This window comes from Paracidovorax sp. MALMAid1276, assembly GCF_049198005.1.
Lineage (GTDB): Bacteria > Pseudomonadota > Gammaproteobacteria > Burkholderiales > Burkholderiaceae_C > Acidovorax.
Window position 1 is genome coordinate 54,770 of the sequence record NZ_JBMIRS010000193.1, and the last position, 23,667, is coordinate 78,436.

At 68.1% G+C, this 23,667-nt stretch carries 23 protein-coding genes; 13 read left to right on the forward strand and 10 right to left on the reverse strand.

What is annotated here, in order from left to right:
- Positions 1 to 48: 48 nt before the first annotated feature.
- Entirely contained in the window at positions 49 to 597 is a 549-nt protein-coding gene (locus ACOQFS_RS14265) for a YggT family protein (RefSeq protein WP_421563484.1), read from the reverse strand.
- A gap of 79 nt (positions 598 to 676) precedes the next feature.
- Between ACOQFS_RS14265 and ACOQFS_RS14270 the strand changes: the two genes are divergently transcribed.
- The 13 genes from ACOQFS_RS14270 (at position 677) to ACOQFS_RS14330 (ending at position 14,819) form a co-directional block, all read left to right on the forward strand.
- Positions 677 to 1,318 (forward strand): LON peptidase substrate-binding domain-containing protein, encoded by a 642-nt coding sequence (locus tag ACOQFS_RS14270; RefSeq protein WP_421563485.1) that lies wholly within the window; start codon positions 677 to 679, stop codon positions 1,316 to 1,318.
- 52 nt (positions 1,319 to 1,370) lie between these two features.
- Entirely contained in the window at positions 1,371 to 3,287 is a 1,917-nt protein-coding gene (locus ACOQFS_RS14275) for a polysaccharide biosynthesis protein (protein ID WP_421563506.1), read from the forward strand.
- Positions 3,284 to 4,516, forward strand: a complete 1,233-nt coding sequence (locus ACOQFS_RS14280; protein WP_421563486.1) for a lipopolysaccharide biosynthesis protein — start codon at positions 3,284 to 3,286, stop codon at positions 4,514 to 4,516. Before ACOQFS_RS14275 ends, ACOQFS_RS14280 begins: the two co-directional genes overlap by 4 nt.
- A complete protein-coding gene (locus tag ACOQFS_RS14285) occupies positions 4,500 to 5,120 on the forward strand; it encodes an acyltransferase (RefSeq protein ID WP_421563487.1) in 621 nt (206 codons plus the stop codon). The genes ACOQFS_RS14280 and ACOQFS_RS14285 overlap by 17 nt, the downstream gene beginning before the upstream one ends.
- Positions 5,117 to 6,220, forward strand: a complete 1,104-nt coding sequence (locus tag ACOQFS_RS14290) for a glycosyltransferase (RefSeq protein ID WP_421563488.1) — start codon at positions 5,117 to 5,119, stop codon at positions 6,218 to 6,220. Before ACOQFS_RS14285 ends, ACOQFS_RS14290 begins: the two co-directional genes overlap by 4 nt.
- Positions 6,221 to 6,268: 48 nt before the next feature.
- Positions 6,269 to 7,300, forward strand: coding sequence for a glycosyltransferase family 2 protein (locus ACOQFS_RS14295; RefSeq protein ID WP_421563489.1), 1,032 nt, complete (start codon positions 6,269 to 6,271; stop codon positions 7,298 to 7,300).
- Positions 7,297 to 8,040, forward strand: a complete 744-nt coding sequence (locus tag ACOQFS_RS14300) for a class I SAM-dependent methyltransferase (protein ID WP_421563490.1) — start codon at positions 7,297 to 7,299, stop codon at positions 8,038 to 8,040. Before ACOQFS_RS14295 ends, ACOQFS_RS14300 begins: the two co-directional genes overlap by 4 nt.
- The gene (locus ACOQFS_RS14305) at positions 8,037 to 9,380 is read left to right on the forward strand and encodes a UDP-glucose dehydrogenase family protein (RefSeq protein ID WP_421563491.1); all 1,344 of its coding nucleotides are present in this window, start codon (positions 8,037 to 8,039) and stop codon (positions 9,378 to 9,380) included. The genes ACOQFS_RS14300 and ACOQFS_RS14305 overlap by 4 nt, the downstream gene beginning before the upstream one ends.
- Positions 9,377 to 10,552 (forward strand): DegT/DnrJ/EryC1/StrS family aminotransferase, encoded by a 1,176-nt coding sequence (locus ACOQFS_RS14310; protein ID WP_421563492.1) that lies wholly within the window; start codon positions 9,377 to 9,379, stop codon positions 10,550 to 10,552. The genes ACOQFS_RS14305 and ACOQFS_RS14310 overlap by 4 nt, the downstream gene beginning before the upstream one ends.
- A 21-nt stretch (positions 10,553 to 10,573) precedes the next feature.
- Positions 10,574 to 11,191: a sugar transferase gene (locus ACOQFS_RS14315; RefSeq protein ID WP_421563493.1), complete on the forward strand. Its 618-nt coding sequence runs from the start codon at positions 10,574 to 10,576 to the stop codon at positions 11,189 to 11,191.
- Between the two features lie 129 nt (positions 11,192 to 11,320).
- Positions 11,321 to 12,871 carry a lysine--tRNA ligase gene (gene lysS, locus ACOQFS_RS14320; RefSeq protein WP_421563494.1) on the forward strand — a complete coding sequence of 517 codons (1,551 nt, stop codon included), beginning with the start codon at positions 11,321 to 11,323 and terminating at the stop codon, positions 12,869 to 12,871.
- A gap of 80 nt (positions 12,872 to 12,951) precedes the next feature.
- Positions 12,952 to 13,995, forward strand: coding sequence for a GGDEF domain-containing response regulator (locus ACOQFS_RS14325; RefSeq protein ID WP_421563495.1), 1,044 nt, complete (start codon positions 12,952 to 12,954; stop codon positions 13,993 to 13,995).
- Between the two features lie 80 nt (positions 13,996 to 14,075).
- Complete coding sequence (locus ACOQFS_RS14330; RefSeq protein WP_421563507.1) at positions 14,076 to 14,819, forward strand: mechanosensitive ion channel domain-containing protein; 744 nt, start codon at positions 14,076 to 14,078, stop codon at positions 14,817 to 14,819.
- A gap of 175 nt (positions 14,820 to 14,994) precedes the next feature.
- On the opposite strand, the gene nagZ is transcribed toward ACOQFS_RS14330, so the two are convergent.
- The 9 genes from nagZ to lepA all read right to left on the reverse strand — a co-directional run bounded on the left by nagZ (position 14,995) and on the right by lepA (position 23,129).
- On the reverse strand, positions 14,995 to 16,080 hold the full coding sequence (gene nagZ / locus ACOQFS_RS14335; RefSeq protein WP_421563496.1) for a beta-N-acetylhexosaminidase: 1,086 nt from the start codon (positions 16,078 to 16,080) through the stop codon (positions 14,995 to 14,997).
- Positions 16,081 to 16,151: 71 nt separating this feature from the next.
- On the reverse strand, positions 16,152 to 16,547 hold the full coding sequence (gene acpS / locus ACOQFS_RS14340; RefSeq protein WP_421563497.1) for a holo-ACP synthase: 396 nt from the start codon (positions 16,545 to 16,547) through the stop codon (positions 16,152 to 16,154).
- Between the two features lie 59 nt (positions 16,548 to 16,606).
- On the reverse strand, positions 16,607 to 17,383 hold the full coding sequence (locus tag ACOQFS_RS14345; RefSeq protein WP_421563498.1) for a pyridoxine 5'-phosphate synthase: 777 nt from the start codon (positions 17,381 to 17,383) through the stop codon (positions 16,607 to 16,609).
- The gene (gene recO / locus ACOQFS_RS14350) at positions 17,380 to 18,159 is read right to left on the reverse strand and encodes a DNA repair protein RecO (protein WP_421563499.1); all 780 of its coding nucleotides are present in this window, start codon (positions 18,157 to 18,159) and stop codon (positions 17,380 to 17,382) included. The genes ACOQFS_RS14345 and recO overlap by 4 nt, the downstream gene beginning before the upstream one ends.
- Positions 18,160 to 18,259: 100 nt before the next feature.
- A complete protein-coding gene (era, locus tag ACOQFS_RS14355; RefSeq protein WP_421563500.1) occupies positions 18,260 to 19,264 on the reverse strand; it encodes a GTPase Era in 1,005 nt (334 codons plus the stop codon).
- The gene (gene rnc, locus ACOQFS_RS14360; RefSeq protein WP_421563501.1) at positions 19,264 to 19,947 is read right to left on the reverse strand and encodes a ribonuclease III; all 684 of its coding nucleotides are present in this window, start codon (positions 19,945 to 19,947) and stop codon (positions 19,264 to 19,266) included. Before rnc ends, era begins: the two co-directional genes overlap by 1 nt.
- Positions 19,948 to 20,310, reverse strand: coding sequence for a DUF4845 domain-containing protein (locus ACOQFS_RS14365; RefSeq protein ID WP_421563502.1), 363 nt, complete (start codon positions 20,308 to 20,310; stop codon positions 19,948 to 19,950).
- Between the two features lie 36 nt (positions 20,311 to 20,346).
- Positions 20,347 to 21,321, reverse strand: coding sequence for a signal peptidase I (lepB, locus tag ACOQFS_RS14370; protein WP_421563503.1), 975 nt, complete (start codon positions 21,319 to 21,321; stop codon positions 20,347 to 20,349).
- Positions 21,321 to 23,129, reverse strand: a complete 1,809-nt coding sequence (gene lepA, locus ACOQFS_RS14375; protein ID WP_421563504.1) for a translation elongation factor 4 — start codon at positions 23,127 to 23,129, stop codon at positions 21,321 to 21,323. Before lepA ends, lepB begins: the two co-directional genes overlap by 1 nt.
- Positions 23,130 to 23,667: the final 538 nt, after the last annotated feature.

The following is a 23,667-nucleotide window of genomic DNA, read 5'->3' on the forward strand; positions in this document are numbered from 1 at the left end:
CCGGCGCAGGCACCAAGGTGCCGCCGGCGGTTCAGGCGGATCAACGGGTTACCGCATCACCCCGCCCTGCAGGTGCCCCAGCACGATCATCGCCACCTGCAGCAGCACCAGCACCACCAGGGGCGACAGGTCGATGCCGCCCAGGAGCGGGATGATGCGGCGAAACGGCCGCAGGATGGGCTCGCACAGGCGGGTGATCACGTCGGCCAGCGGCGAGCGGGCCTGCACCCACGACAGCACGGCGTAGACGATCAGCAGGCCCATGAGCCCCGACACCGCCACGCGCGCCAGGCCGAAGAGGGCCAGCCAGGGCAGCCAGGCCCAGGCCGATGCCGCACCCAGCAGCAGCGTGAGCAAAAAATACTGCGCCAGCTGCAGCAAGACCGCTGCCACCAGGCTGGACATGTCCCAGCGGCCCACGGGGCGGATCACCCGGCGCAGGGGCATCACGATCCAGTCGGTCAACGCAAAGATCAGCCCGCCCACGGGGTTGGAAAACGAAATGCGCTGCCACTGCATGTACAGCCGAAGCAGGCAGGCGCCGGTGAGCAGGCCCCCGACGACGTCGAGCAGGAATGAGGCGATCTGATAGAGCATGGGCAGGACAAAAGCAAGGGCGCGCCGCGAAAGCGGGCAGCATCATGGGATGATAGCGGGCCAAGGCGTTTCCGATTCCATGACCCAACCCCTCACCCTGACGTCCCTGCCCCTGTTTCCGCTCGGTTCCGTGCTGTTTCCTGGCGGCGTGCTGGCGCTGCGCGTGTTCGAGGTGCGCTATCTCGACATGGTGCGCAAATGCCAGCAGGCGGGCGCGCCGTTTGGCGTGGTGTCGCTCACGCAGGGCAGCGAGGTGCGCCAGGCCGGCGCGCCGGACGAGCAATTCAGCGATGTGGGCACGCTCGCCATCATCGAGCAGCTCGACACGCCGCAGCCCGGGCTGATCACGCTGCAATGCCGTGGCAGCCAGCGCTTTCGCATCACCCAGCGCAGCCACCTGCCCCACGGCCTGTGGATTGCCGACGTCGGCCATCTGGACGACGATCTGCCCGTGCCGGTTCCGGCAGACCTGCGCAACGCCGCCACGGCCCTCGCCCAGGTGCTGCACACGCTGCGCCAGCGCGACCCGGATGCCGCCCTGGCGGCCGCCCCCACACCCGCGCAGCTGGACGACTGCGGCTGGGTGGCCAACCGGTGGTGCGAGCTGCTGCCGGTGCCGCTGGCACTCAAGCAGCGGCTGATGGAGCTGGACAACCCGCTGGTGCGGCTGGAACTGGTGGGCGACGTGCTGGAGCGCACGGGGATTGCGCCTTCTCCATGACCTGCTGCCCCTGCCCCGCAACGCCCACCGCCCCTTCGCCACGCGCACGCCCATGCTGAGCCGCATCCTGGGTTGGTCCCGCGCGGCCAAGCGCCTCGTGGTGGTGGTGCTGGATGTGTTCATGGGCGTGGCTGCCATGTGGCTGGCCTTCACGCTGCGGCTCGAAACCCCGCACTGGCCGCAGGGCAAGCAGTGGGTGGTCTACCTGCTGGCGCCCGCGCTCGCGTTCCCCGTGTTCGCCAAGCTGGGGCTGTACCGCGCCATCTTTCGCTACAACGGGCTCACGGCCCTCATCACCACCGGCCGGGCCGTGGCGATCTATGGCGCGCTGCTGGCCGTGTGCGTGCTGGCGGCGCAGTGGGAGGGTGTGCCCCGCAGCGTGGGCATTCTGCAGCCGCTGCTGTTCATGCTGCTGGTGGGCGCCAGCCGCGCTTTGGGCTGGCTGGTGCTGGCCGGGCGCAGCCGCAATGCGGCGTATCGCCTGATGATCTATGGCGCGGGCAGCGCGGGCGCGCAGACGGCGGCCGGCCTGGGCAGCATGCGGCAGTACCAGCTCAAGGGCTTTGTCGACGACGACGCCACCAAGATCGGCCGCAGCATCAACGGCGTGCGGGTGTATGCGGCGCGGGCGCTGCCCGACGTGGTGCGGCGCCTGGCCGTCACCGACGTGCTGCTCGCCCTGCCCAGCGCCACGCGCGAGCGGCGGCGCGAGATCATCGAAAGCCTGCGCGACCTTCCCGTGCGCATCCGCACCCTGCCCGGCCTGTCGGACCTGGCCAGCGGGCGCGTCACCTTCACCGACTTCCAGGACCTGGAGATCGAGGACCTGCTGGGACGCGCACCCGTCGCCCCCGACCCCGGGCTGCTGGGCCGCAACCTGGCCGGCACCGTGGTGCTGGTGACGGGCGCCGGCGGCAGCATCGGCAGCGAGCTGTGCCGCCAGATCGTGCGCGAAGGCCCCACCCGGCTGCTGCTGGTGGACCACAGCGAATACGCGCTCTACACCATCCACCACGAACTGCAGGCCCTGGCACTTCAGGGCGAGCACGCCTGCGAGCTGGTGCCCCTGCTCGCCAGCGTGACGCATGCCACGCGCATGCTCGAGATCTGCCGCGCGTACCGCCCGGCCTCGATCTACCACGCAGCGGCCTACAAGCACGTGCCCATGGTGGAGGCCAACGCCGGCGAAGGCGTGCTGAACAATGTGTTCGGCACCCTGCAGATGGTGCAGGCGGCGATCGAGTCCGGCGCCCGGCACTTCGTGCTGATCTCCACCGACAAGGCGGTGCGGCCCACCAACATCATGGGCGCCAGCAAGCGCGTGGCCGAGATGGTGCTGCAGGCGATGGCCGCCAGCGCCCCACCAACGTTTGAAAGCAGCGGTGCGGCAAGCCCCCCCTTGCCACACCCGGGCCGCACGCGCCTGTCCATGGTGCGCTTTGGCAACGTGCTGGGCTCCAGCGGCAGCGTGATCCCGCTGTTCCACAAGCAGATCGCCGCGGGCGGGCCCGTCACCGTCACGCACCCCGAAGTCACCCGCTATTTCATGACCATTCCCGAGGCCGCCCAGCTGGTGCTGCAGGCCGGCGCGATGGCCGAGGGCGGGGACGTGTTTTTGCTGGACATGGGCGAGCCGCTGCAGATCGTGGACCTGGCGCGGCGCATGGTGGCCCTCTCGGGCCTCACGGTGCAGGACGACGACCACCCCGAGGGCGACATCGAGATCGTGTTCACCGGCCTGCGGCCCGGCGAGAAGCTGTACGAAGAACTGCTCATCGGCGACAACCCCCTGCCCACGGCCCACCCGCGCATCCTGCGCGCGCGCGAGGAATACCTGCCCTGGGCCGTGCTGCAACAGCAGCTGGCCGCGCTGAAAGAAGCCGTGGACCGGGGCGACCGCAGCGCCATCACCGCGCTGCTGCATCAACTGGTGCCGGGCTACCACCCCGAGCCCCACAGCGAGCCATGAAGCCCGGCATGCTGCGGGCCACGCTGACCCTGCTGACGGGCAGCGCGGCGGCCCATGCCATACCGCTGCTGCTGGGCCCGGCCCTCACCCGCCTGTACGCGCCCGAGGCGTTCGGGCAGTTCGCACTGCTCTGGGCCATCGCCACCAACATCGCGGTCGTCGGCTGCGCGCGCTATGAGTTTGCACTGCCGCTGGAATCCGAAGAGCCCCGCGCAGCAGAGCTGATGGCGCTGTGCGCGCGCATCCTGCTGGCCGTGACGGCCGCATCGGCCGCCGTGGGGCTGGGCCTGCACCTGGCGCGTGGCCTGCCCCTGGCCTGGGCCCTGCCCGCCGCCGTGCTGGCGGGCGGGGCCGTGCAATGGCTCACGATGTGGGCCACACGGTCGCGCCACTTCGGCCTGCTGGCCGCCGCGCGCCTGGTGCAACACGGCGGGGGCGCGGGGCTGCAGCTGGGGCTGGGCGCCCTGTCGGCAGGCCCCGCGGGCTTGGTGCTGGGCGCCACGGCGGGTGGCCTGCTGGCGGCGTGCGTGCTGGCGCGCCCGGCACCCACCGGCGGCTGGGCGGGGCTGTGGCGGCAGCCCGCAGCGCGCCTGAAGGCCATGGCGCAGCGCCACCGCGATTTTCCGTGGCTCAACACGCCCCACGCCTTCCTGGGTGCGCTGCAAGACACGCTGACCCTGGTGCTGCTGGCCGCGTGGACCGGCGACGCCGCCGCCGGCTACTGGGCCCTGGCCATGCGCTACCTCAAAGCCCCAGCGACGCTGATCGGGGGTGCACTGTCGCAGTCCCTCTACCCCCACCTGCTGCAGACCCGCACGGCAGTGCAGGCGCGCGCCCTGGTGCGCAGAACCATGCTGCTGCTGGCCGCCATCGCGGCGCCGCTGGCGGCCGTGCTGGGGCTGGGCGGCCCGCAGTTGTTTGCCTGGGCCTTTGGGGAACAATGGGCGCCCACGGGGCCGCTGGCGCGCGCCCTGGCGCTGTACATTGCGCTGCACTTCATCGCCTCGCCGCTCGCCGTGGTGACGATGGCCTGGCGCGCACAGGCCTGGGCGCTGCGGCTGGCGCTGGTGGGGCAGGTGGCGTTCTTCGCCGGGCTGCTGGGCGGGCTGGCCTATGGGGGGCTGGAAGGCGCGGGCTGGGGCGTTTCGATCAGCATGCTGGCCTACTTCGCCTGGTATTTCCGCGCACTCGCCACATGGAAGGACATTCCGCATGAGAGCCTGGCTTAACCGCTGGCGCCGCCGCGTGTGGCAGGCGCTGTTCTACCGCATGGTGTTTGGCGAAAGCACAGCCCAAGGCCTGCCGCTGCCGCACACACGCATTGCGCCCAGCACCTGCATCGAGGGCGAAGACGGCCTCACGCTGGCCGACCATGTGTTCATCGGCCATTTCAACTTTCTGGACGCCGCCGGGGGCCTCACCATCGACGAGGGCGCGCAGATCACCAACTTCGTGAGCGTGGTCACCCACAGCTCGCACCGCGCCGTGCGGCTGATGGGCCGCAGCTACGCTACGCACGCCGGGCCTGCAGCGCAGCGGCCCGGCTACCTGCAGGCGCCGGTGCACATCGGCGCCTATGCCTTCATCGGCCCGCACAGCCTGATCGAAGCGGGCAGCCGCATCGGCAAGGGCGCCGTGGTGTGCGCCTATGCCCAGGTGCGCGGCGCGGTGCCGGACTTCGCCATCGTGGCCGGGCAACCGGCGCGTGTGGTGGGCGACGTGCGCACGCGCGACGCCGCCCTGCTGGCGCAGCACCCTGAAATGGCAGCGCACTACGCAGCCTGGGCGGATGAACTGCCCCCTGCCCCATCCACGCCCACAGAAACGCCGTGACGCCGCACAACCCGCACCTCTGCCTGCTGGGCGACGCCACCAGCCCGCACATCCAGCGCTGGGCGCGCGAGATGCTGGCGCGCGGCTGGCGCGTGTCGCTCATCACCGCGCGGCCCGCGCCCATCGACGGCGTGCACCAGCAGGTGCTGCGCCCGGTGCGCCGCTCGGCCCAGTGGCTGCTGCGCGCGGGCGAGGCCCGCCGCGCCATTGCGGCCCTGGCGCCCGACATCGTGCACGCGCACTACACCACGTCCTACGGCTACCTGGGTGCCCGCGCGGGGCGGCGCCCGCTGGTGATGACCGCCTGGGGCAGCGACCTGCTGGTGACGCCCCACACCGCCCCGTGGATGCGCTGGCTCACGGCCTGGACCTTGCGCCGCGCCGATCTCATCACCGGCGATTCTGAAAGCCTGGTGGATGCGGCGCGCAGCTACCAGCCCGCAGCGCCCGTGCACTGCATCCACTGGGGCGTGGAGCTGGCGCGCTTTGCGCCGGTGCCGTGGCAGGACAAGCCCGGCTTCGAGATCGTGAGCCTGCGCTCGTGGGAGCCCATCTACAACATCCCCACCCTCATCGACGCCGTGGCCCGGCTGCGCGAGCAGCACCCGAGCCTGCCGCTGCACCTGCACCTGCTGGGCGGCGGCTCGATGGAGGCACCGTTGCGCGCGCAGGTGGCAGCGCGCGGCCTGCAAGCGGTGGTGAGCTTTCATGGCCGCCTGGACGATGCAGGCATGGCCCGCGTGCTGGCGCGCTGCAAGGTGTCGGTGTCGGTGCCCACGCAGGACGCCACCTCGGTCTCGGTGCTGGAGAGCATGGCCTGCGGCCTGGCCGTGGTGGCCACGCAGCTGCAGGCCAACGCCCAGTGGCTGCAGCCCGATGGCCTGGTGCCCGCGCAGGACAGCGCCGCCCTGGCCCGCGCCCTGGCCCACCTCGCGCACGATGGCGCTGCCGCCGAGGCCACCGGCCAGCGCAACGCCGCGCTGATCCAGCGCGAGGGCGACCGCCGCCAGCAGATGGACCGCATGGACGCTCTGTACCGAGAGCTGCTGCAGGCCCGGGCCGCCAGCGCCAGCAAAACTTCAAGCAAAATCAGCCGCTAGCGCTTATCCATGAAGCGCCGACAGCTACACAAATAATAGCAATCACCCATGTTCATCCATCCGCCTGACCCTCGCTGCCTGAGCGTCATCGCGCCCTGCCGCAACGAGGCGGCGCACATCGACGCGTTCTGCGACAGCGCGCTCGCTCAGCAGCTGCCCGCTGGCTGGCACATGGAAGTGCTGGTGGCCGACGGCTGCAGCGACGACGGCACGCGCGAGCGCCTGCAGCAGCGCTGCGCGGCCGACCCGCGCCTGCGCTGGGTGGACAACCCGGGCCGCATCGTCTCCACCGGGCTCAACGCCTGCCTGCGCGAGGCGCGCGGCAGCGTGATTGCGCGGCTGGATGTGCACACCCGCTTTGCGCCCGACTACCTGGCCCAGTGCCTGGCGGCGCTGGACCGCACCGGCGCCGACAACGTGGGCGGCCCCTGGGTGGCCGAGGGCGTGGGCACCGTGGGCCAGGCCATTGCCGCCGCGTTCCAGAGCCGCTGGGTGGTGGGCGGCGCCCGCTCGCGCGACACCGGGTACGAAGGGACGGTGGACACGGTCTACCTGGGCTGCTGGCCCCGCGCCACGCTGGAGCGCTTTGGCGGATTTGACGAGGCCCTGGTGCGCAACCAGGACGACGAACACAACCTGCGCCTGCGCCTGGGCGGCGCGCGCATCTGGCAGAGCCACCGCATCCGCTCGCACTACCGCCCGCGCAGCTCGCTGCGGCACCTGTTTGCCCAGCAGCGGCAATACGGCTACTGGCGCCCGTTTGTGATGCGCAAGCACGGCCAGCCGGGCTCGGTGCGGCAGCTGGTGCCTGCGGTGTTCGTGGCCGCACTGCTGGGCAGCCTGCTGCTCGCACCCTGGGCGGCCCTGCCGCTGGCCGCCCTGCTGGGCGCCTATGGCACCTACCTGGGCGCCGTCAGCGTGCAGGCAGCGCTCGCCAGCGGCCACCTTGCCGCCCTGCCCTCGCTGCCGGTGGTGATTGCCGCCTACCACCTGGCCTATGGCCTGGGCACCTGGCGCGGCCTGTGGGACGTGCTGCGCGGCCAGGCCCCGTCGACGCAGTTTGCGCGCATGACACGATGAGCCCAGCCCTCCCGCCCACCCCCGAGCCCCAGGCCGTGGCCGCGCGTTATGCCCGGCGCGATGCCGCGCAGGACGCACAGCGCTACAGCCTGTATGCCAGCGCCTCGGCCCTGCAGGCGCAGCAAGAGCGCCTGCGCACCCTGCGCCGCCTGTGGCAGGCCCATGGCTGGCACAGCCTGGCGGGCGTGGCGATCACCGAGGTGGGCTGCGGCAGCGGCGGCAATCTGCACGACCTGGTCCGGCTGGGGGCCGACCCCGCCCGGCTGCACGGCCTGGAGCTGCTGCCCGAGCGCGCCGCGCAGGCCCGCGAGCGCCTGCCCGCCGCCGTGCGCATCACCGCAGGCGACGCGCTGCAGGCCGCCATCGCACCCGGCAGCCAGCAGGCCGTGCTGGCCTTCACCCTGTTCAGCTCGGTGCTCGATGCGGCCTTCCGCGCGAGCCTCGCGCAGCAGATGTGGCAGTGGGTGGCGCCCGGCGGTGGCGTGCTGGTGTACGACTTCACCGTGAACAACCCGCGCAACCCGGACGTGCAGGGTGTGCCGCTGCGCGAAGTGCAGCGGCTGTTTCCACAAGCGCAGATCACCTCACGCCGCCTCACGCTGGCTCCGCCGCTGGCGCGCCGCCTGCCTGCGGCGCTGCTGGGCCCCACCGCCGCGCTGCTGCCGGTCATCGTGCCCATCGCGCGCACCCACCGGCTCAGCTGGGCGGTCAAACCTTTTTCGCAGCCTTCTTCATCATGAAAATCACCGTCATCGGCACGGGCTATGTCGGGCTGGTCACCGGCGCCTGCCTGGCAGAAATGGGCAACCACGTGGTCTGCCTCGACCGCGACGCCGCCCGCATCGCCACGCTGCAGCAGGGCGGCATCCCCATTCACGAGCCGGGCCTGGCCGACCTAGTGCGGCGCAACGCCCAGGGCGCGCGCCTGTCCTTCACCACCGACGTGGCAGCGGCCGTGGCCCATGGCAACGTCGTCTTCATCGCCGTGGGCACGCCGCCGCAGGAAGACGGCTCAGCCGACCTGCAGCACGTGCTGGCCGCCGCCCAGGCCGTGGGCGAGCACATGGGCGGCTACAAGCTCATCGTGAACAAGAGCACCGTGCCCGTGGGCACGGCCGAGCAGGTGCGCGGTGTGCTGGAGCGAGCACTCGCAGCGCGCGGACTGCCCCCCGATTTTTCGGTGGTGTCCAACCCCGAGTTCCTGAAGGAAGGCTCGGCCGTACAGGACTTCATGCGCCCCGACCGCGTGGTGGTGGGCAGCGACGACGAGCGCGCCACGGCCTTGATGCGCACGCTCTACGCCCCCTTCATGCGCAACCGCGAGCGCCTGGTCGAGATGGACGTGCGCAGCGCCGAGTTCACCAAATACGCCGCCAACGCCATGCTGGCCACGCGCATCAGCTTCATGAACGAGCTGGCGCTGCTGGCCGAGAAGCTGGGGGCCGACATTGAAAACGTGCGCATCGGCATCGGCTCGGACCCGCGCATCGGCACGCACTTTCTGTATGCGGGCACGGGCTACGGCGGCTCGTGCTTTCCCAAGGACGTGCGGGCGCTGATCCGCGCGGGCGACGCTGCGGGCCAGCCGCTGCAGATTCTGCAGGCCGTGCAGGCGGTGAACGAGCGGCAAAAGCGCGTGCTGGTCGACAAGATCGTGGCCCGCTTCGGCCCCCAGCTGCAGGGCCGCCGCTTTGCGCTGTGGGGCCTGGCCTTCAAGCCCGGCACCGACGACATGCGCGAAGCGCCCAGCCTGACGGTGATCGAGCAGCTGCTGGCGCGCGGCGCCGAAGTGGTGGCGTATGACCCCGAGGCCATGGCACAGGCGCAAGCCGCCCTGGGGGCCCGCGCCCATCTGCACTACGCACCGCACGCCGCCGCCGCGCTGGAGGGTGCCGATGCGCTGGTCATCGTCACCGAATGGAAGGAATTCCGCAGCCCCGACTTCGCGCATCTGGCGGCCACGCTCAAGCACCCCGTGGTGTTCGACGGACGCAACCTGTTCGACCCTGCCACCCTGCGGCAGGCAGGCATCGACTACCACCCCATCGGCCGCGAGCCCATCGCGCCACAGCACCCATGACTGCACCGGCACCCGCTTCTCTTCCCTTCCTGCCCTTCGCCCGCCCCGACATCGGCGACGCCGAAATTGCCGCCGTCACCGAAGCCCTGCGCTCGGGCTGGGTGACCACCGGCCCCGTGGCCCAAAAGTTCGAGGCCGCCTTCACCGATTACCTGGGCGGCGGCCTGCACAGCTTGGCCGTGAACTCGGCCACGGCCGGCCTGCACCTGGCGCTGGAGGCGCTGGGCATCGGGCCCGGCGACGAGGTCATCGCACCCACGCTCACTTTCACCGCCACGGTGGAGGTGGCGCGCTACCTGGGCGCCGACGCGGTGCTGGTGGACGTGGACCCGGTCACGCTGAACATGGACCCGGCCCGCGTGCGCGCCGCCATCACGCCCCGCACCAAGGCCATCGTGCCGGTGCACTACGGCGGCCTGGCGTGCGACATGGATGCGATCCTGGCCATCGCGCGCGAGCACGGCTTGAAGGTGGTGGAAGACGCGGCCCACGCGCTGCCCACCACCTGGCGCGGCACCCTGGTGGGGCAATTGCCGTCTGACGTGACGGTGTTCAGCTTCTACGCCAACAAGACCATCACCACCGGCGAAGGCGGCATGGCCGTGACCCGCGACGACGCTCTGGCCCAGCGCATGCGCGTGATGCGCCTGCACGGCATGAACCGCGATGCGTTCGACCGGTTCACCTCCAAGACCCCGGCGTGGTACTACGAGGTGGTCGCGCCCGGCTTCAAATACAACATGACCGATGTGGCCGCCGCCCTGGGCGTGGAGCAGCTCGCGCGGCTGCCGCAGTTCGTGCAGCGGCGCGAAGTTCTGGCCCGCCGCTACCACGCGGCACTCGCCCCGTTGCCGCTGGTGTTGCCGGCCACTGCGCCCGCTGGCGACCAGCACGCCTGGCACCTGTACGTGGTGCGGCTCGCGCCCGGCGCGCGCATCGGCCGCGACGACCTGATCCAGGGCCTGGCGGACCGGGGCATCGGCACCAGCGTGCACTACGTGCCCCTGCACCGCCACCCCTACTGGCGCGACCGCTATGGCCTCACGCCCGAACAGTTCCCCCATGCCGACGCGGCCTACCAGGCCATGGTCAGCCTGCCCCTGTTCACCGCCATGAGCGACGCCGACCAGGACCGCGTGATCGCGGCCCTGCACGCACTGCTGGGCGGCTGACGCCGAACGCATGCAGCACCCATGACCAAGCGGCTGTTCGACATTCTGTTTGCCGCCAGCGCACTGCTGGCGCTGGCGCCGCTGCTGTTGGCGCTGGCGCTGTGGGTGCGGCTGGATTCGCCCGGGCCGGTGCTGTACCGGCAGACCCGGGTGGGGCGCGGCGGGCGGCACTTTCGCATCGCCAAGTTCCGCACCATGCGTGTGGGGGCCGACCAGGCCGGGCCCGCCATCACCGTGGGGGCGGATGCGCGCATCACCCGCGCAGGCCACTTCTTGCGCCGCACCAAGCTCGACGAGCTGCCCCAGTTTGCCAATGTGCTGTGGGGCGACATGAGCGTGGTGGGCCCCCGGCCCGAGGTGCCGCGCTATGTGGCGCTGTACCCGCCGGACGTGGCGCAGCAGGTGTTCAGCGTGCGCCCGGGCATCACCGACCTGGCCTCGCTGGCGTTTCGCGACGAAAGCACCCTGCTGGCCCAAAGCAGCGACCCCGAGCACACCTATGTGCACGAAATCCTGCCCGCCAAGCTGCGCTACGCCTGCGAATACGCGCGCAGCCATTCGCTGTGGCTGGACCTGCGCATCATCGCCCGCACCGCCGCTGCCGTGCTGCGCAGCCCCGCGCCGGGGGAGAAGCCCTAAAATCACGGGTTTGGCTGAAACGGGCGCCGCTTCGTCCCCATTTGGCGCACGCTACCGGCCCTTGTTTTTTTGGCTGCAGCGCCTGCCCCATCTCGGCAGCCCATCCATTACCCTACCGCACCCCGGCCCATGTCTGAACAGAACACCGCAACCACGCCCGCGCCCCAGGACGACAACCAGCTTATCGCCGAGCGCCGCGAAAAACTTCGTGCCCTGCGCGACGTGCAAGCCAGCGGCGGAAGCGTTGCCTTCCCCAACAACTTCAAGCCCGCCCACCGGGCGGCCCAGCTGCATGCGGACCATGGCGGCGCCACCAATGAAGCGCTCGAAGCCAGTCCCGTCACCGTGTCCCTGGCCGGCCGCATGATGCTCAAGCGCGTGATGGGCAAGGCCAGCTTTGCCACGGTGCAGGATGGCTCGCTGGGCGAGGTGGGCGGCCGCATCCAGCTGTATGTGACGCGCGACGCGGTGGGCGAAGAGCTGTACGCCGCCTTCAAGCACTGGGACCTGGGCGACATCGTGGGCGCCGAAGGCACGCTGATGAAGACCAAGACGGGCGAGCTGTCGGTCAAAGTGAGCAGCCTTCGCCTGCTCACCAAGAGCCTGCGCCCCCTGCCCGACAAGTTCCACGGCATGGCCGACCAGGAGCAGAAGTACCGCCAGCGCTATGTGGACCTGATCACCGACGAGCAGGCGCGCAAGCGCTTCATGGCGCGCAGCAAGGCCGTGAGCGGCCTGCGCGAGTTCATGGTGAGCCACGGCTTTCTCGAAGTCGAAACGCCCATGCTGCACCCCATCCCGGGCGGCGCCAATGCCAAGCCGTTTGTCACGCACCACAACGCGCTGGAGCAGGAGATGTACCTGCGCATCGCGCCCGAGCTGTACCTGAAGCGGCTGATCGTGGGTGGCTTCGAGCGCGTGTTCGAGATCAACCGCAGCTACCGCAACGAGGGCATCTCGGTGCGCCACAACCCCGAGTTCACCATGATGGAGTTCTACGCGGCGTACTGGAACTACCTGGATCTGATGGACTTCACCGAAACGCTGATTCGCGAAGTGGCCCTGAAGGCCACGGGCTCGCTGCAGCTGAGCTACGGTGGCCGCGAGGTGGACCTGAGCCAGCCGTTTGCCCGCCTGACGATCCGCGAAGCCATCTTCCAGTACACCGAGGCGGGTGCCCATGTGGACGATGCCGCCTGGCTCACCAGCGCCTTGAAGAAGCTGGGCATGAGCGAAGAGAAAGACCGGCTCTCCACCCGGTCGCTGGCCAGCCTGCAGGTGCTGTACTTTGAAGAGACGGTGGAAGACAAGCTGTGGCAGCCCACCTTCATCATGGAGCACCCGACCGAGATCTCGCCCCTGGCCCGCGCCAACGACGCGCGGCCTGAAGTGACCGAGCGCTTCGAGCTGTACATCACCGGCCGCGAGTTCGGCAACGGTTTCAGCGAATTGAACGATGCCGAAGACCAGGCCGCCCGCTTCCACGCCCAGGTGGCCGCCAAGGACAGCGGGGACGACGAGGCCATGTTCTACGACCACGACTTCGTGCGCGCGCTGGAATACGGCATGCCCCCCACAGGAGGTTGCGGCATCGGTATCGACCGGCTCATGATGCTGCTGACCGACAGCCCCAGCATCCGCGACGTGATCCTGTTCCCCGCGTTGCGCCGGGAGGGCTGAAGCCCGCCCGCCGCTTCAGCGGCTGCATGGCCCGAGGGCGCCGCACCGTGCGCCCCGCGAAGCCCCCGAGGAGACCCACCGTGCCGTTCCCCCCCGCGAACCCCAGCCCCACCCCCTATCCACAGAGCGACCCGTTTATCTCGGGCAACCAGTTTTCGGTGCTGGTGGTGGAAGACCAGCCCTCGGTGCGCGCCGCGCTGGTGGCCGAACTGCGGCAGGCCGGCGTGACCGATATTTTCGAGGCGCCTGAAGGCGCGGCTGCGCTGCAGCTGTTCAAGGCCCACCGGCCCGACCTGGTGCTGCTGGACATCCGCCTGCCCGGCCATGATGGCTATTGGGTGGCGCAGCAGATGCGCGAGGGCGAAGCGGGCGACTGGACGCCCATCATCTTCCTGTCGGGCCTGGACAACGAACTGGACGTGTGGCGCGGCATCGAGGTGGGCGGCGATGACTATCTGGTCAAGCCCGTCAAGCCCATCGTGCTGATGGCCAAGCTGCGCGCCATGCGGCGGCTTTTGGACATGCGCCGCCGCCTGGTGGCCATGTCTGCCGAGCTGCACCGCGCCAACCAGCAGCTCAACGACATGGTGGAGCTGGACGCGCTCACCGGCCTCGTCAACCGGCGGGGGTTTGACCGCCTCCTGCACAGCGAGATCCTGGCCGCGCGGCGCGACGGCACGCCGCTGACGCTGATGCTGTGCGACCTGGACCACTTCAAGCTGTTCAACGACGCCAGCGGCCACGTGCAGGGCGATACCTGCCTGAAGGAGGTGGGCCGGCTGCTGCGCGAGGTGTGCGTGCGCCCGCGCGAGGTGGCCTCGCGCTACGGCGGCGAGGAGTTCGCGCTGATCCTGCCCAACACGCCGCGCTCGGGCGCCATGACATTTGCGCGCGCGCTGGGGCAGGTGCTGAAGGTGCGCGCCCTGCCCCACCCGGGCTCGCCGCTGGGCGCCACGCTCACCCTGTCGGGCGGCATCACCACCTGCGTGCCCGACGACAGCACCAACTCCGAAAGCATGATCATGCGGGCCGACCAGGCGCTGTATGCGGCCAAGGCCCAGGGCCGCAACCGCTTTTTCAGCTTTGAAATGCAAATGGATACCGTGGAGCAATTGCGCAGTTGAACTGGTTCACTTCTTCCTCCTTCTCCCTGGACTCCACGCAGCGCAGCGCGCAGGCGGCCACACAGAAGGCCTATTCCCGCATGCAAGTTCTCAAGACACGCCTGCCCGACTGGGTGCAGGACTGGCTCGAAGTCATCGTCCCCGGCCTGCAGATCCTGTTGATCCTGCTGGCCGCCTGGCTGCTGCAGCGCGTGCTGCGCCGCCTGGTGCGCCGCGCCAGCGCCCACTACCAGGTGCCCGATGCGCTGGTGATGCCCATGACGGGGTTGATCCGCTGGGTGATCGTGGCGAGCGCCATGCTGCTGGTGCTGGAACGCCTGGGGGTGTCGGCCACGGTGCTGTGGACGGCCTTCACCGGCTTTGCCACCGTGGGGGCCGTCGCGTTCTTTGCGGCGTGGAGCGTGCTCTCCAACCTGTTTTGCGCCATGCTGATCTTCACCGTGCGGCCCTACCGCATCGGCGAATACATCGAGGTGCTGGACACCGCCGACAAGCCTGGCGCCCGGGGCCGGGTGGTGGACATCAACCTGCTCTACACCACACTCGAAGACCACGATGGCGCACCCGCCGGGGCGTGGCTGCAGATACCGAACTCGCTGGTGTTCCAGCGGGTGGTGCGGCGATTCCACGGCATGCCGCCACCGCTGCCTGCACTTGTACCCGCGCCTGCACCCGCGCCTGGGGCCGAAGACGCGACCGCCAGCACGGTGGCGGCTGCCGCCCCGGCCCTCGCGCCTTCGATGGCAACGTCGCCCGCAACGTCGCCTGCACCTTCGCCCTCGGTGGCACCTGCACCGGTGCCGGCGGTTTCGCCAGTTCCCTGAGACCCTCGCCCGCTCAGAAGGTGTGAATGAATCCGGCGTGCCCGAGCGGGCCGCACAAACGTGCGCCATCAAGGCGCAAAGCGCAGCCATAGCTCGGGCTATGGCGAGCATTTGCAACGCCGAGGGCGTGCGTTTTTGCGGTACGAGCGGGCATGAGGGATTCGTTCACACCTTCTCAGGGCAGCAGGTCCAGCGCCTGCATGTAGGCTGGCTGCAGCATCAGCTCGTCCCAGGGCTGGGGCAGGGTTTCGGGCAGCAGGGCCAGGCGGCGCGACTCGCTGTCCACGCTGGGCTGCCAGCGGCCCTGCTTCTGCGCCTTTTCCAGGCCTTCGATGAGCTCGTCCACCGGTCGGCCGTCGCCCACGCTCTGGTTGCACAGCAGCACCAGGTCGCAACCGGCGTCCAGCGCCGCCACGGCGGCATCGGTGTAGCTCACCACCTGGCCGTCCAGTCGGCGGGCGCCTTCCATGCTCAGGTCGTCGCTGAAGATGGCGCCGTCAAAGCGCATCTGGCGGCGCAGGATGTCCTGCAGCCAGCGTCGGGAGAAACCCGCCGGGCGGCTGTCCACCTTGGGGTAGATCACGTGCGCGGGCATGACGCTGGTGAGCGTGTTGCTGAGCCAGGGGTACGGCGCGGCGTCGTCCGCCAGAATGGCCTTGAGGCTGCGTTTGTCCACAGGCACTTCGGTGTGCGAGTCGGCCTGCACGAAGCCGTGCCCCGGAAAATGCTTGCCGCAGTTGGCCATGCCCGACTGCAGCAGGCCGTGCATCAGGCTTTTGGCCAGCAGGGCCACCACGCGCGGGTCGCGGTGGAAGGCGCGGTCGCCAATCACACCGCTCTCGCCAAAGTCCAGGTCCAGCACGGGCGTGAAGCTGAAGTCCACGCCACAGGCGCGCAGCTCGCTGCCCAGCACATAGCCTGCAGCCGTCGCCGCGCTGGTGGCGCGCAGGGCGCCGGTGCCCGGGCCGGCCTTGCCGTCGCCCTGCATCCACAGCTCGCCGAATGCGCTCATGGGCGGCAGGTGGGTGAAGCCATCGGTGCGAAAGCGCTGCACGCGGCCGCCCTCGTGGTCCACGCAGATGAGCAGGTCGTCCCGCACGGCCTTGATGCTGCTGGTGAGCTGCAACAGCTGGGCGCGGTCCTGCCAGTTGCGCGCGAACAGGATGACGCCGCCGGTCAGCGGGTGCGCGAGGCGGCGGCGGTCGTCGGCGCTGAGGGTGGTGCCTGCGACATCCAGGATCAGGGGAGCGTGTTCGGTCATGGTGCTGGGAAGATGTTTGCTATTAACAATATAGCTATCAGCGCTAATCCATAAAGCGCTGGAGCCGTTTTTTATTCAAATTTTTCCACCACGCAGAAGCTGGCGGCGTAGTCGGACTCGTCGGTCACGCTCAGGTGGGCCCTGAGGCCCCGCGCCTCGAACCATTCCTTGAGCGCGCCGTGCAGCACGATCACGGGCTGGCCGCTGGCGAGCTTGGCCACTTCGCAGTCGCGCCAGGTCATGGGCATGCGCATGCCCAGGCCGATGGCCTTGCTGAACGCCTCCTTGGCCGAGAAGCGCGTGGCCAGATAGCGCAGGCCGCGGTCGGGCCAGCGCGCGCTGCGTTCGTGCCAGGTGCGCAGCTCGCCCTCGGCCAGCACCTTCTGCGCAAAGCGCTCGCCATGCCGCCCCAGGCTGGCCTGGATGCGGCGCACATCGCAGATGTCGGTGCCGATGCCGTAGATCATTCAAATACCCGTCAAATTTGGCCTCAGCGCTTATCCATCAAGCGCTGACAGCTATCAATTCAGGAGTTAGCGGACGACTGGCTTCCTTTTTCGATGCAGGCGAGATAGGCCTGCACCGTGGCGGCGTAGCCCAGCTCCAGCGCGTCGCCGATCAGCGCGTGGCCGATGGAGACTTCGAGCACGCCAGGCACCTCGCGCACAAAGGCGGCCAGGTTGTCGCGGTTGAGGTCGTGCCCCGCGTTCACGCCCAGGCCCACATCCAGCGCAGCCCGGGCCGCTGCGGCGTAGCGCCCGATCTGGTGGGCCTGCTGGGGCGTGCCCCAGGCGGCGGCATAGGGCTCGGTGTACAGCTCCACACGGTCAGCGCCCACCGCCCGGGCGGCGGCCATCTGCTCGGGCAGCGGGTCCATGAACAGGCTCACGCGCACGCCCAGGGCCTTGCATTCGGCAATCAGCGGCGCCAGGCGTTCGGCGTCTTGCGGAAAGCTCCAGCCGTGGTCGCTGGTGAACTGGTCTTCGCTGTCGGGCACAAAGGTGGCCTGGTGCGGCCGAACCTGGCGGATGAAGTCCATCAGGTTCTGCGAGGGGTTGCCCTCGATGTTGTATTCGCGGTCCGGCCAGGCTTTCATCAGCGCGGCCAGCTCGCGCACGTCGTGGCTGCGGATGTGGCGCTCGTCCGGCCGGGGGTGCACGGTGATGCCCTGGGCGCCAGCCTGCAGGCACAGCTCGGCCGCGCGCGTGACGCTGGGAATGCCGAGGTGGCGCGTGTTGCGCAGCAGGGCCACCTTGTTGACGTTGACCGAGAGGGCCGTGCGGTGCGGGGTGTGGGAGGTCATAGGGATTGCAGGTCGATCATGAGCTGGCGGGTGCGCAGCACCGGGCTGCCGCAATGGTATTGCAGCACGGCGCGCAGCTGGGGCTTGAGCTCTGCCGCCACGGGCGCGCAGGCGCGCAGGGTGGCGGTGTAGCTGGCGGCGTCGTCGAGCGCTCGCTGCAGCGCCTGCCACTGGCTGCCCGCCAGGCTGGCGCGGTCGGCCGCCGACGCCGCGCGCAGCCCGCCCTCGGGCACCAGCGTGTAGCGCTGATCGGGCACCAGTGGCGTGAGCGTCAGGGTCTGCACGTCCAGGCCGGGCAGCAGGCCGATCTCGCGCAGCAGCAGCAGCTCGAAGCTGCGCAGCACCGGCTCCAGCAGCTCGGGCGCCGTGGCGGCCCCGGGTTCGCCCGCCAGCACGCGCACCACGCCGGCATAGGCTTCGAACAGTGCGGTATGCGGGTCGGCGCGCGCCAGCAGGCGCAGCAGCAGCTCGTTGAGGTACAGGCCCGACAGCAGCGCATCGCCCGTGGGCATCACATGGCCGCCCAGCCACTCCGCCCCCTTGAGGGTGTGGATGTCGGCGTCGCCGTCGCCCGCCAGCGTGTAGGTGAGCGCCACGGGCTGCAGCGGCAGCAGCACGGGGCGAAAGTTGGAGCTGGGCTTCTTGGCACCCTTGGCCACCAGCGCCACGCGCCCCTGACGGCGGCAGAAGACCTCCAGGATCAGGCTGGACTCGCTCCAGTCGTAGCTGTGCAGCACATACGCGGGCTCATCGGCAATGCGCTTGGCGGCAGCCACGGTGCGGTCGGATCAGTGAGGGGGATGGAAGGTCGAGGCCGCAGCAAACCGCCGTGATCTACGGCTGTTGCCTCTATGGAGCTTTGTCAGCAGTCGATGCTCATTCGTAGCCAAAGGAGCGAACCCGGGCTTCGTCATCTGCCCAGCCCGACCGCACCTTGACCCACAGCTCCAGGAACACCTTGGCGTCCATGAGCTTTTCGAGTTCCTGCCGCGCCTCGGTGCCGATGCGCTTGAGGCGCTCGCCCTTGTCGCCGATGACCATCATCTTGTGGTTGTCGCGCTCGACCACGATGGTGGCTGCGATCTTGACCAAGCGCTTGTGCTGCTTGCTCTTTTCCTCGTCGAACTTGTCGATGACGACGGTGGAGGTGTAGGGCAGCTCATCGCCGGTGAAGCGGAACAGCTTCTCACGCACGGTTTCGCTGGCGAGGAATTTCTCGCTGCGGTCGGTCAGCTCGTCCTCGGCATACCACCAGCCCTGCTCGGGCAGGTATTTGGCGCAGATGCCGAACAGGCGCTCGATGTCGCCCTTGTTCTTGGCCGACATGGGCACGAACTCGGCGAACGGATGGCGCTCTTGCATGTCGCGCAGCCAGGGGGCGATCTCGGCGCGGCGGTGCACCATGTCGAGCTTGTTGGCCACCAGCAGCGTGGGGATGCCGGGCTTGAACAGCGAGAGCACCTTGGCGTCGGCCAGCGTGAAGTTGCCGGCCTCGACCACAAAAAGAATCAGGTCCACGTCGCCGATGGCGCCCATCACGGTCTTGTTGAGCGACTTGTTGAGCGCCGTGGCGTGCCGCGTCTGAAAGCCCGGCGTGTCCACAAAGATGAACTGCGTCTGCTCGCGCGTGCGGATGCCGGTGATGCGATGCCGCGTGGTCTGCGCCTTGCGCGACGTGATGCTGATCTTCTGCCCCACCAGCGCGTTGAGCAGCGTGGACTTGCCCACGTTGGGTTTGCCCACGATGGCGATCACCCCGCAACGCTGGCCCGGCTGGGCCGCAGGCGTTCCCGCCGCTGCCAGCATGGCTTCAAGGTCATTTTGGGCCGGAGCGCTTTCTGCATCTGCGCTGGCAGCTACATCTTTAGTAGCATCGTTCATCATTTGTTGTTCGCTTTCAATGTCGCCAGCATGGCTGCGGCTGCGGCCTGCTCGCCGGCGCGGCGCGATCCACCGATGCCCCGCTCGGTGACGCCCAGCTCGGCGATTTCGCATTCGACGTCGAAGGTCTGGCGGTGGGCCGCCCCGACAGTGGCCACCACTTTGTACTGCGGCAGCTTCATTTTGCGGCCCTGAAGCCACTCCTGCAAAGCGGTTTTGGGGTCTTTGGACGCCGCCTGCATCTGCGGGTTGATCTCCACCCCCTGGAAGAGGCGGTGCACCAGCGCCTCCGCACTCGCGTAGCCCGCGTCCAGATAGACCGCGCCAATCAGAGCCTCCAGCGCATCCGCGAGGATGGAGGGGCGCTGCTGCCCGCCGGATTTCGACTCGCCCTCGCCCAGGCGCAACACCTCGGGCAGCTTGAGCCGCAGCGCGAGCTGGTGCAGCGTGTCCTGCTTGACGAGGTTGGCCCGCACCCTGGAAAGATCCCCCTCGGGCATTGCCGCAAGCCGCTGGTACAGCAGGCTGGACACTGCGAGATTCAGCACCGAGTCGCCCAGAAACTCCAGCCGCTCGTTGTGGTCCGCAGAAAAACTGCGGTGCGTGGTGGCGCGCCGCAGCAACGAGGGATCGGAAAAGACATGCTGCAGACGGTCCTGCAGCGCACTAAGACCTGCAATCACCTATTTCGTCTGCCCTTCAAACCGGTAGACCAGGAAGGCCGGGCCCGCCAGCGGGATCTCGCGCGAGTATTTGTACGACACGACGGTCTTGCCTCCGCGCTTTACAACGTCCAGGTCCTTCCCTTGGATGGACTTTATATCGTCAATAGCGGCTGCACGGTCAAATGCTGCCTGCACCCCCTGCACGGTTGTCTCAAACTTTGCCTTTTCCGCCGCCCGATTAATCGCAACGTTCTCGAGAAATATAGGAACGGACTGCCCGCCAATTGCAAAAGCGGCCACTGCGAACACCCCTAAGAACACGAGGCCAAAGAACGACAGCCCCCGCTGACGCGAGCGGCTGGCGGTGCGATGCATGGTCATAACTACCCTCTCCTTGTATTCGATGACCGGCCCGTGTCAGTGAAACGGACCAATGCGCTTGAGATTGCTGAAATTCATCCAGACGAAGAAGGCCTTGCCCACGATGTTGCCCTCGGGCACAAAACCCCAGTAGCGCGAGTCCAGGGAGTTGTCGCGGTTGTCGCCCATCATGAAGTAGTGGCCCTCAGGCACCTTGCAGGTGACGCCTTCGACACTGTAGCGGCAGTTTTCGCGGTAGGCAAAGTTCGTCGCCCCCTGCACGAACGCAGGCGCGTCGGGGTTGTTCAGCAGCCGGTGCGGACGGCCCCCGAGTTGCTCCTCGAACTGCTTGAAATAGCGCATCGAATCTTCTTCGAAGAAATCCGGCGCCGCCTGGGTCGGCACGGCCTGGCCATTGATGGTCAGGCGCTTGTTGATGTAGGCCACTTCATCGCCTGGGACGCCCACCACGCGCTTGATGTAGTCCAGGCTGGGCTGGGGCGGATAGCGGAACACCAGCACATCGCCACGCTGCGGCTTGCTGCCCTCGGTGATCTTCGTGTGGATCACGGGCAGCCGAACGCCATAGGTGAACTTGTTCACCAGAATGAGGTCGCCCACCAGCAGCGTGGGAATCATGGAGCCCGACGGGATCTTGAACGGCTCGAACAGAAACGAGCGCAGAAGGAAGACGGCCGCGATTACCGGAAAAAGGCCAGCCGTCCAGTCCAGCCACCAGGGCTGCATGAGGATGCGTCCCTTGGCCTCGTCCGCATCCACATCGACCTGGCGGATGCCCATGCGGTCCAGCTCAGCGCGGCGCTGGGCGGCGGCATCCTCGATGGCCTGCGCGGCACGCCGGCGGCGCGGCAGGAAATAGAGCCGCTCGGCCACCCAGTAGGCCCCAGTGACGACCGTGGCCAGGAACAGCAACAGGGCGAAGTTGCCTTCGAGCATGCCCGTGTACCAGGCACCGATGTAGCCCGCGAAGGCCGCCAGGACCATCGCGGTCAGGATCTGCATGAACTGCATCAGTCTTCCACCTGCAAAATGGCCAGAAACGCCTCTTGCGGCACCTCGACCGAGCCAATCTGTTTCATGCGCTTCTTGCCCGCCTTCTGCTTTTCCAGCAGCTTGCGCTTGCGGGTGATGTCGCCGCCGTAGCACTTGGCCAGCACGTTCTTGCGCAAGGCCTTGATGGTTTCGCGCGCGATGATGTTGGCACCGATGGCCGCCTGGATGGCCACGTCGAACATCTGGCGGCTGATGATCTCGCGCATCTTGGCCGCCACGGCGCGCCCGCGATAGGCCGACTGGCTGCGGTGCACGATGATGGACAGCGCATCCACCTTCTCGCCGTTGAGCAGGATGTCCACCTTCACCACGTCGGACGCGCGGTACTCCTTGAACTCATAGTCCATCGACGCATAGCCGCGCGAGACGGATTTGAGCTTGTCGAAGAAGTCCAGCACGATTTCACCCAGCGGCAGCTCGTAGGTGAGCATCACCTGCCGACCGTGGTAGGCCATGTTGATCTGCACGCCACGCTTTTGGTTGGCGAGCGTCATTACGGGGCCCACGTAGTCCTGGGGCATGTAGAGATGCACCGTGACGATGGGTTCGCGGATCTCCTGGATCTTGCCCTGCTCGGGCATCTTGGAGGGGTTCTCCACCATGATGACTTCGCCATCCCCCTTGACCACCTCGTACACCACGCTGGGCGCGGTGGTGATCAGGTCCTGGTCGAACTCACGCTCCAGGCGCTCCTGCACGATCTCCATGTGCAGCAGGCCCAGAAAGCCGCAGCGGAAACCGAAGCCCAGCGCCTGCGACACCTCGGGCTCGAAATGCAGCGAGGCATCGTTGAGCTGCAGCTTCTCCAGCGCGTCGCGCAACTGGTCGTATTCGCTGGCCTCCGTCGGGTACAGGCCCGCGAACACCTGGGGCTGGATTTCCTTGAAGCCGGGCAAGGCCTGTTCAGCGGGGCCCTGGTTGTTCGGGAGCTTCTTTTCGAGCGTGATGGTGTCGCCCACCTTGGCGGCCTTGAGCTCCTTGATGCCCGCAATGATGTAGCCCACCTCGCCCGCATTCAGCGCATCGCGCGGCGAGTTGGCCGGAGTGAACACGCCCAGGTTGTCGGCGTAGTAGGCGGCGCCCGAAGCCATCATCTTGAAGCGCTCGCCCTTGAGCAGGCGCCCGTCCACCACACGCACCAGCATCACCACGCCCACATAGGGATCAAACCAGCTGTCGATGATCATCGCGCGCAGCGGGGCGTCGGGATTGCCGCGGGGCGCGGGCACCTTGGCCACGATCAGTTCGAGGATCTCATCGATGCCCATGCCGGTCTTGGCAGAGCACGGAATCGCATCGGTGGCATCGATGCCGATCACGTCCTCGATCTCGGCCTTGGCGTTGTCGGGGTCGGCCTGCGGCAGGTCCATCTTGTTGAGCACCGGCAGCACTTCAACCCCCAGGTCCAGCGCGGTGTAGCAGTTGGCCACGGTCTGCGCTTCCACGCCCTGCGATGCATCCACCACCAGCAATGCACCTTCGCATGCAGACAGTGAGCGGCTCACTTCGTACGAGAAGTCCACATGGCCCGGCGTGTCGATCAGATTGAGGTTGTAGACCTGTCCATCACGGGCCTTGTACTGCAGCGCAGCGGTCTGCGCCTTGATGGTTATCCCACGCTCTTTTTCAATGTCCATCGAGTCCAGGACCTGGGCTTCCATCTCGCGATCGGCCAAGCCCCCGCAGCGCTGGATCAAGCGGTCGGCCAACGTCGACTTGCCGTGGTCGATGTGGGCGATGATGGAAAAATTTCTGATGTGCTTCATCAACGGAAAGCGTCAAGTGATTGAATTAAAACGGCGCCCACAAGAAAAAAGGGCGCGTCGAGTGGCGACGCGCCCTGAACCAACAATCATTGGCAACTGCGATAGTTGGAGCTTCATTGTAGGCAAAAAGCCCGCCTGAGGAAGGCCGGGATCCACCCGACCGGGCGAGTTGTCACGCTGCAACAAGGATTTTATACACAAGTTATACACAGTCGGTGCCGCAACAACGCTGGACAACTTGTGGGTGAGCTGTGGATCAGCTGTGCATTGCACCCGCGCATCCCGCATCGTGAAGCCCACCCTTGCCAATATGCTCATTCAGGTTGATCAAAGCCCGATATTCTATCGAAACCCATCGAAGCGGCTGCCAAAAGTTAGCAAAAACTAACATCTAACCCCTGACGAAAAAGGTGGGCGGAGCCGCGCCCGGGCCTGCACCGATCGGGATAGGGGACAGTCATTGTAGACTGCGCCCCTCCCACACCACCCGGCATGCGGATCCGCACCGGGCGGTTCGAGAGTTTGAGGTCATGAGAGT

What these genes read in the sequence shown, in the direction of transcription:
- lysS (WP_421563494.1), top strand. Translation starts at nt 11,321, where the DNA reads ATGTCTGAACAGAACACCGCAACCACGCCCGCGCCCCAGGACGACAAC.
- ACOQFS_RS14345 (WP_421563498.1), bottom strand. Translation starts at nt 17,383, where the DNA reads ATGACCTCCCACACCCCGCACCGCACGGCCCTCTCGGTCAACGTCAAC.
- ACOQFS_RS14295 (WP_421563489.1), top strand. Translation starts at nt 6,269, where the DNA reads ATGTTCATCCATCCGCCTGACCCTCGCTGCCTGAGCGTCATCGCGCCC.
- acpS (WP_421563497.1), bottom strand. Translation starts at nt 16,547, where the DNA reads ATGATCTACGGCATCGGCACCGACATCTGCGATGTGCGCCGCATCCAG.
- nagZ (WP_421563496.1), bottom strand. Translation starts at nt 16,080, where the DNA reads ATGACCGAACACGCTCCCCTGATCCTGGATGTCGCAGGCACCACCCTC.
- era (WP_421563500.1), bottom strand. Translation starts at nt 19,264, where the DNA reads ATGAACGATGCTACTAAAGATGTAGCTGCCAGCGCAGATGCAGAAAGC.
- lepA (WP_421563504.1), bottom strand. Translation starts at nt 23,129, where the DNA reads ATGAAGCACATCAGAAATTTTTCCATCATCGCCCACATCGACCACGGC.
- ACOQFS_RS14270 (WP_421563485.1), top strand. Translation starts at nt 677, where the DNA reads ATGACCCAACCCCTCACCCTGACGTCCCTGCCCCTGTTTCCGCTCGGT.
- ACOQFS_RS14365 (WP_421563502.1), bottom strand. Translation starts at nt 20,310, where the DNA reads ATGACCATGCATCGCACCGCCAGCCGCTCGCGTCAGCGGGGGCTGTCG.
- ACOQFS_RS14310 (WP_421563492.1), top strand. Translation starts at nt 9,377, where the DNA reads ATGACTGCACCGGCACCCGCTTCTCTTCCCTTCCTGCCCTTCGCCCGC.
- ACOQFS_RS14275 (WP_421563506.1), top strand. Translation starts at nt 1,371, where the DNA reads ATGCTGAGCCGCATCCTGGGTTGGTCCCGCGCGGCCAAGCGCCTCGTG.
- ACOQFS_RS14330 (WP_421563507.1), top strand. Translation starts at nt 14,076, where the DNA reads ATGCAAGTTCTCAAGACACGCCTGCCCGACTGGGTGCAGGACTGGCTC.
- ACOQFS_RS14305 (WP_421563491.1), top strand. Translation starts at nt 8,037, where the DNA reads ATGAAAATCACCGTCATCGGCACGGGCTATGTCGGGCTGGTCACCGGC.
- ACOQFS_RS14315 (WP_421563493.1), top strand. Translation starts at nt 10,574, where the DNA reads ATGACCAAGCGGCTGTTCGACATTCTGTTTGCCGCCAGCGCACTGCTG.
- lepB (WP_421563503.1), bottom strand. Translation starts at nt 21,321, where the DNA reads ATGCAGTTCATGCAGATCCTGACCGCGATGGTCCTGGCGGCCTTCGCG.
- ACOQFS_RS14300 (WP_421563490.1), top strand. Translation starts at nt 7,297, where the DNA reads ATGAGCCCAGCCCTCCCGCCCACCCCCGAGCCCCAGGCCGTGGCCGCG.
- ACOQFS_RS14265 (WP_421563484.1), bottom strand. Translation starts at nt 597, where the DNA reads ATGCTCTATCAGATCGCCTCATTCCTGCTCGACGTCGTCGGGGGCCTG.
- ACOQFS_RS14285 (WP_421563487.1), top strand. Translation starts at nt 4,500, where the DNA reads ATGAGAGCCTGGCTTAACCGCTGGCGCCGCCGCGTGTGGCAGGCGCTG.
- ACOQFS_RS14280 (WP_421563486.1), top strand. Translation starts at nt 3,284, where the DNA reads ATGAAGCCCGGCATGCTGCGGGCCACGCTGACCCTGCTGACGGGCAGC.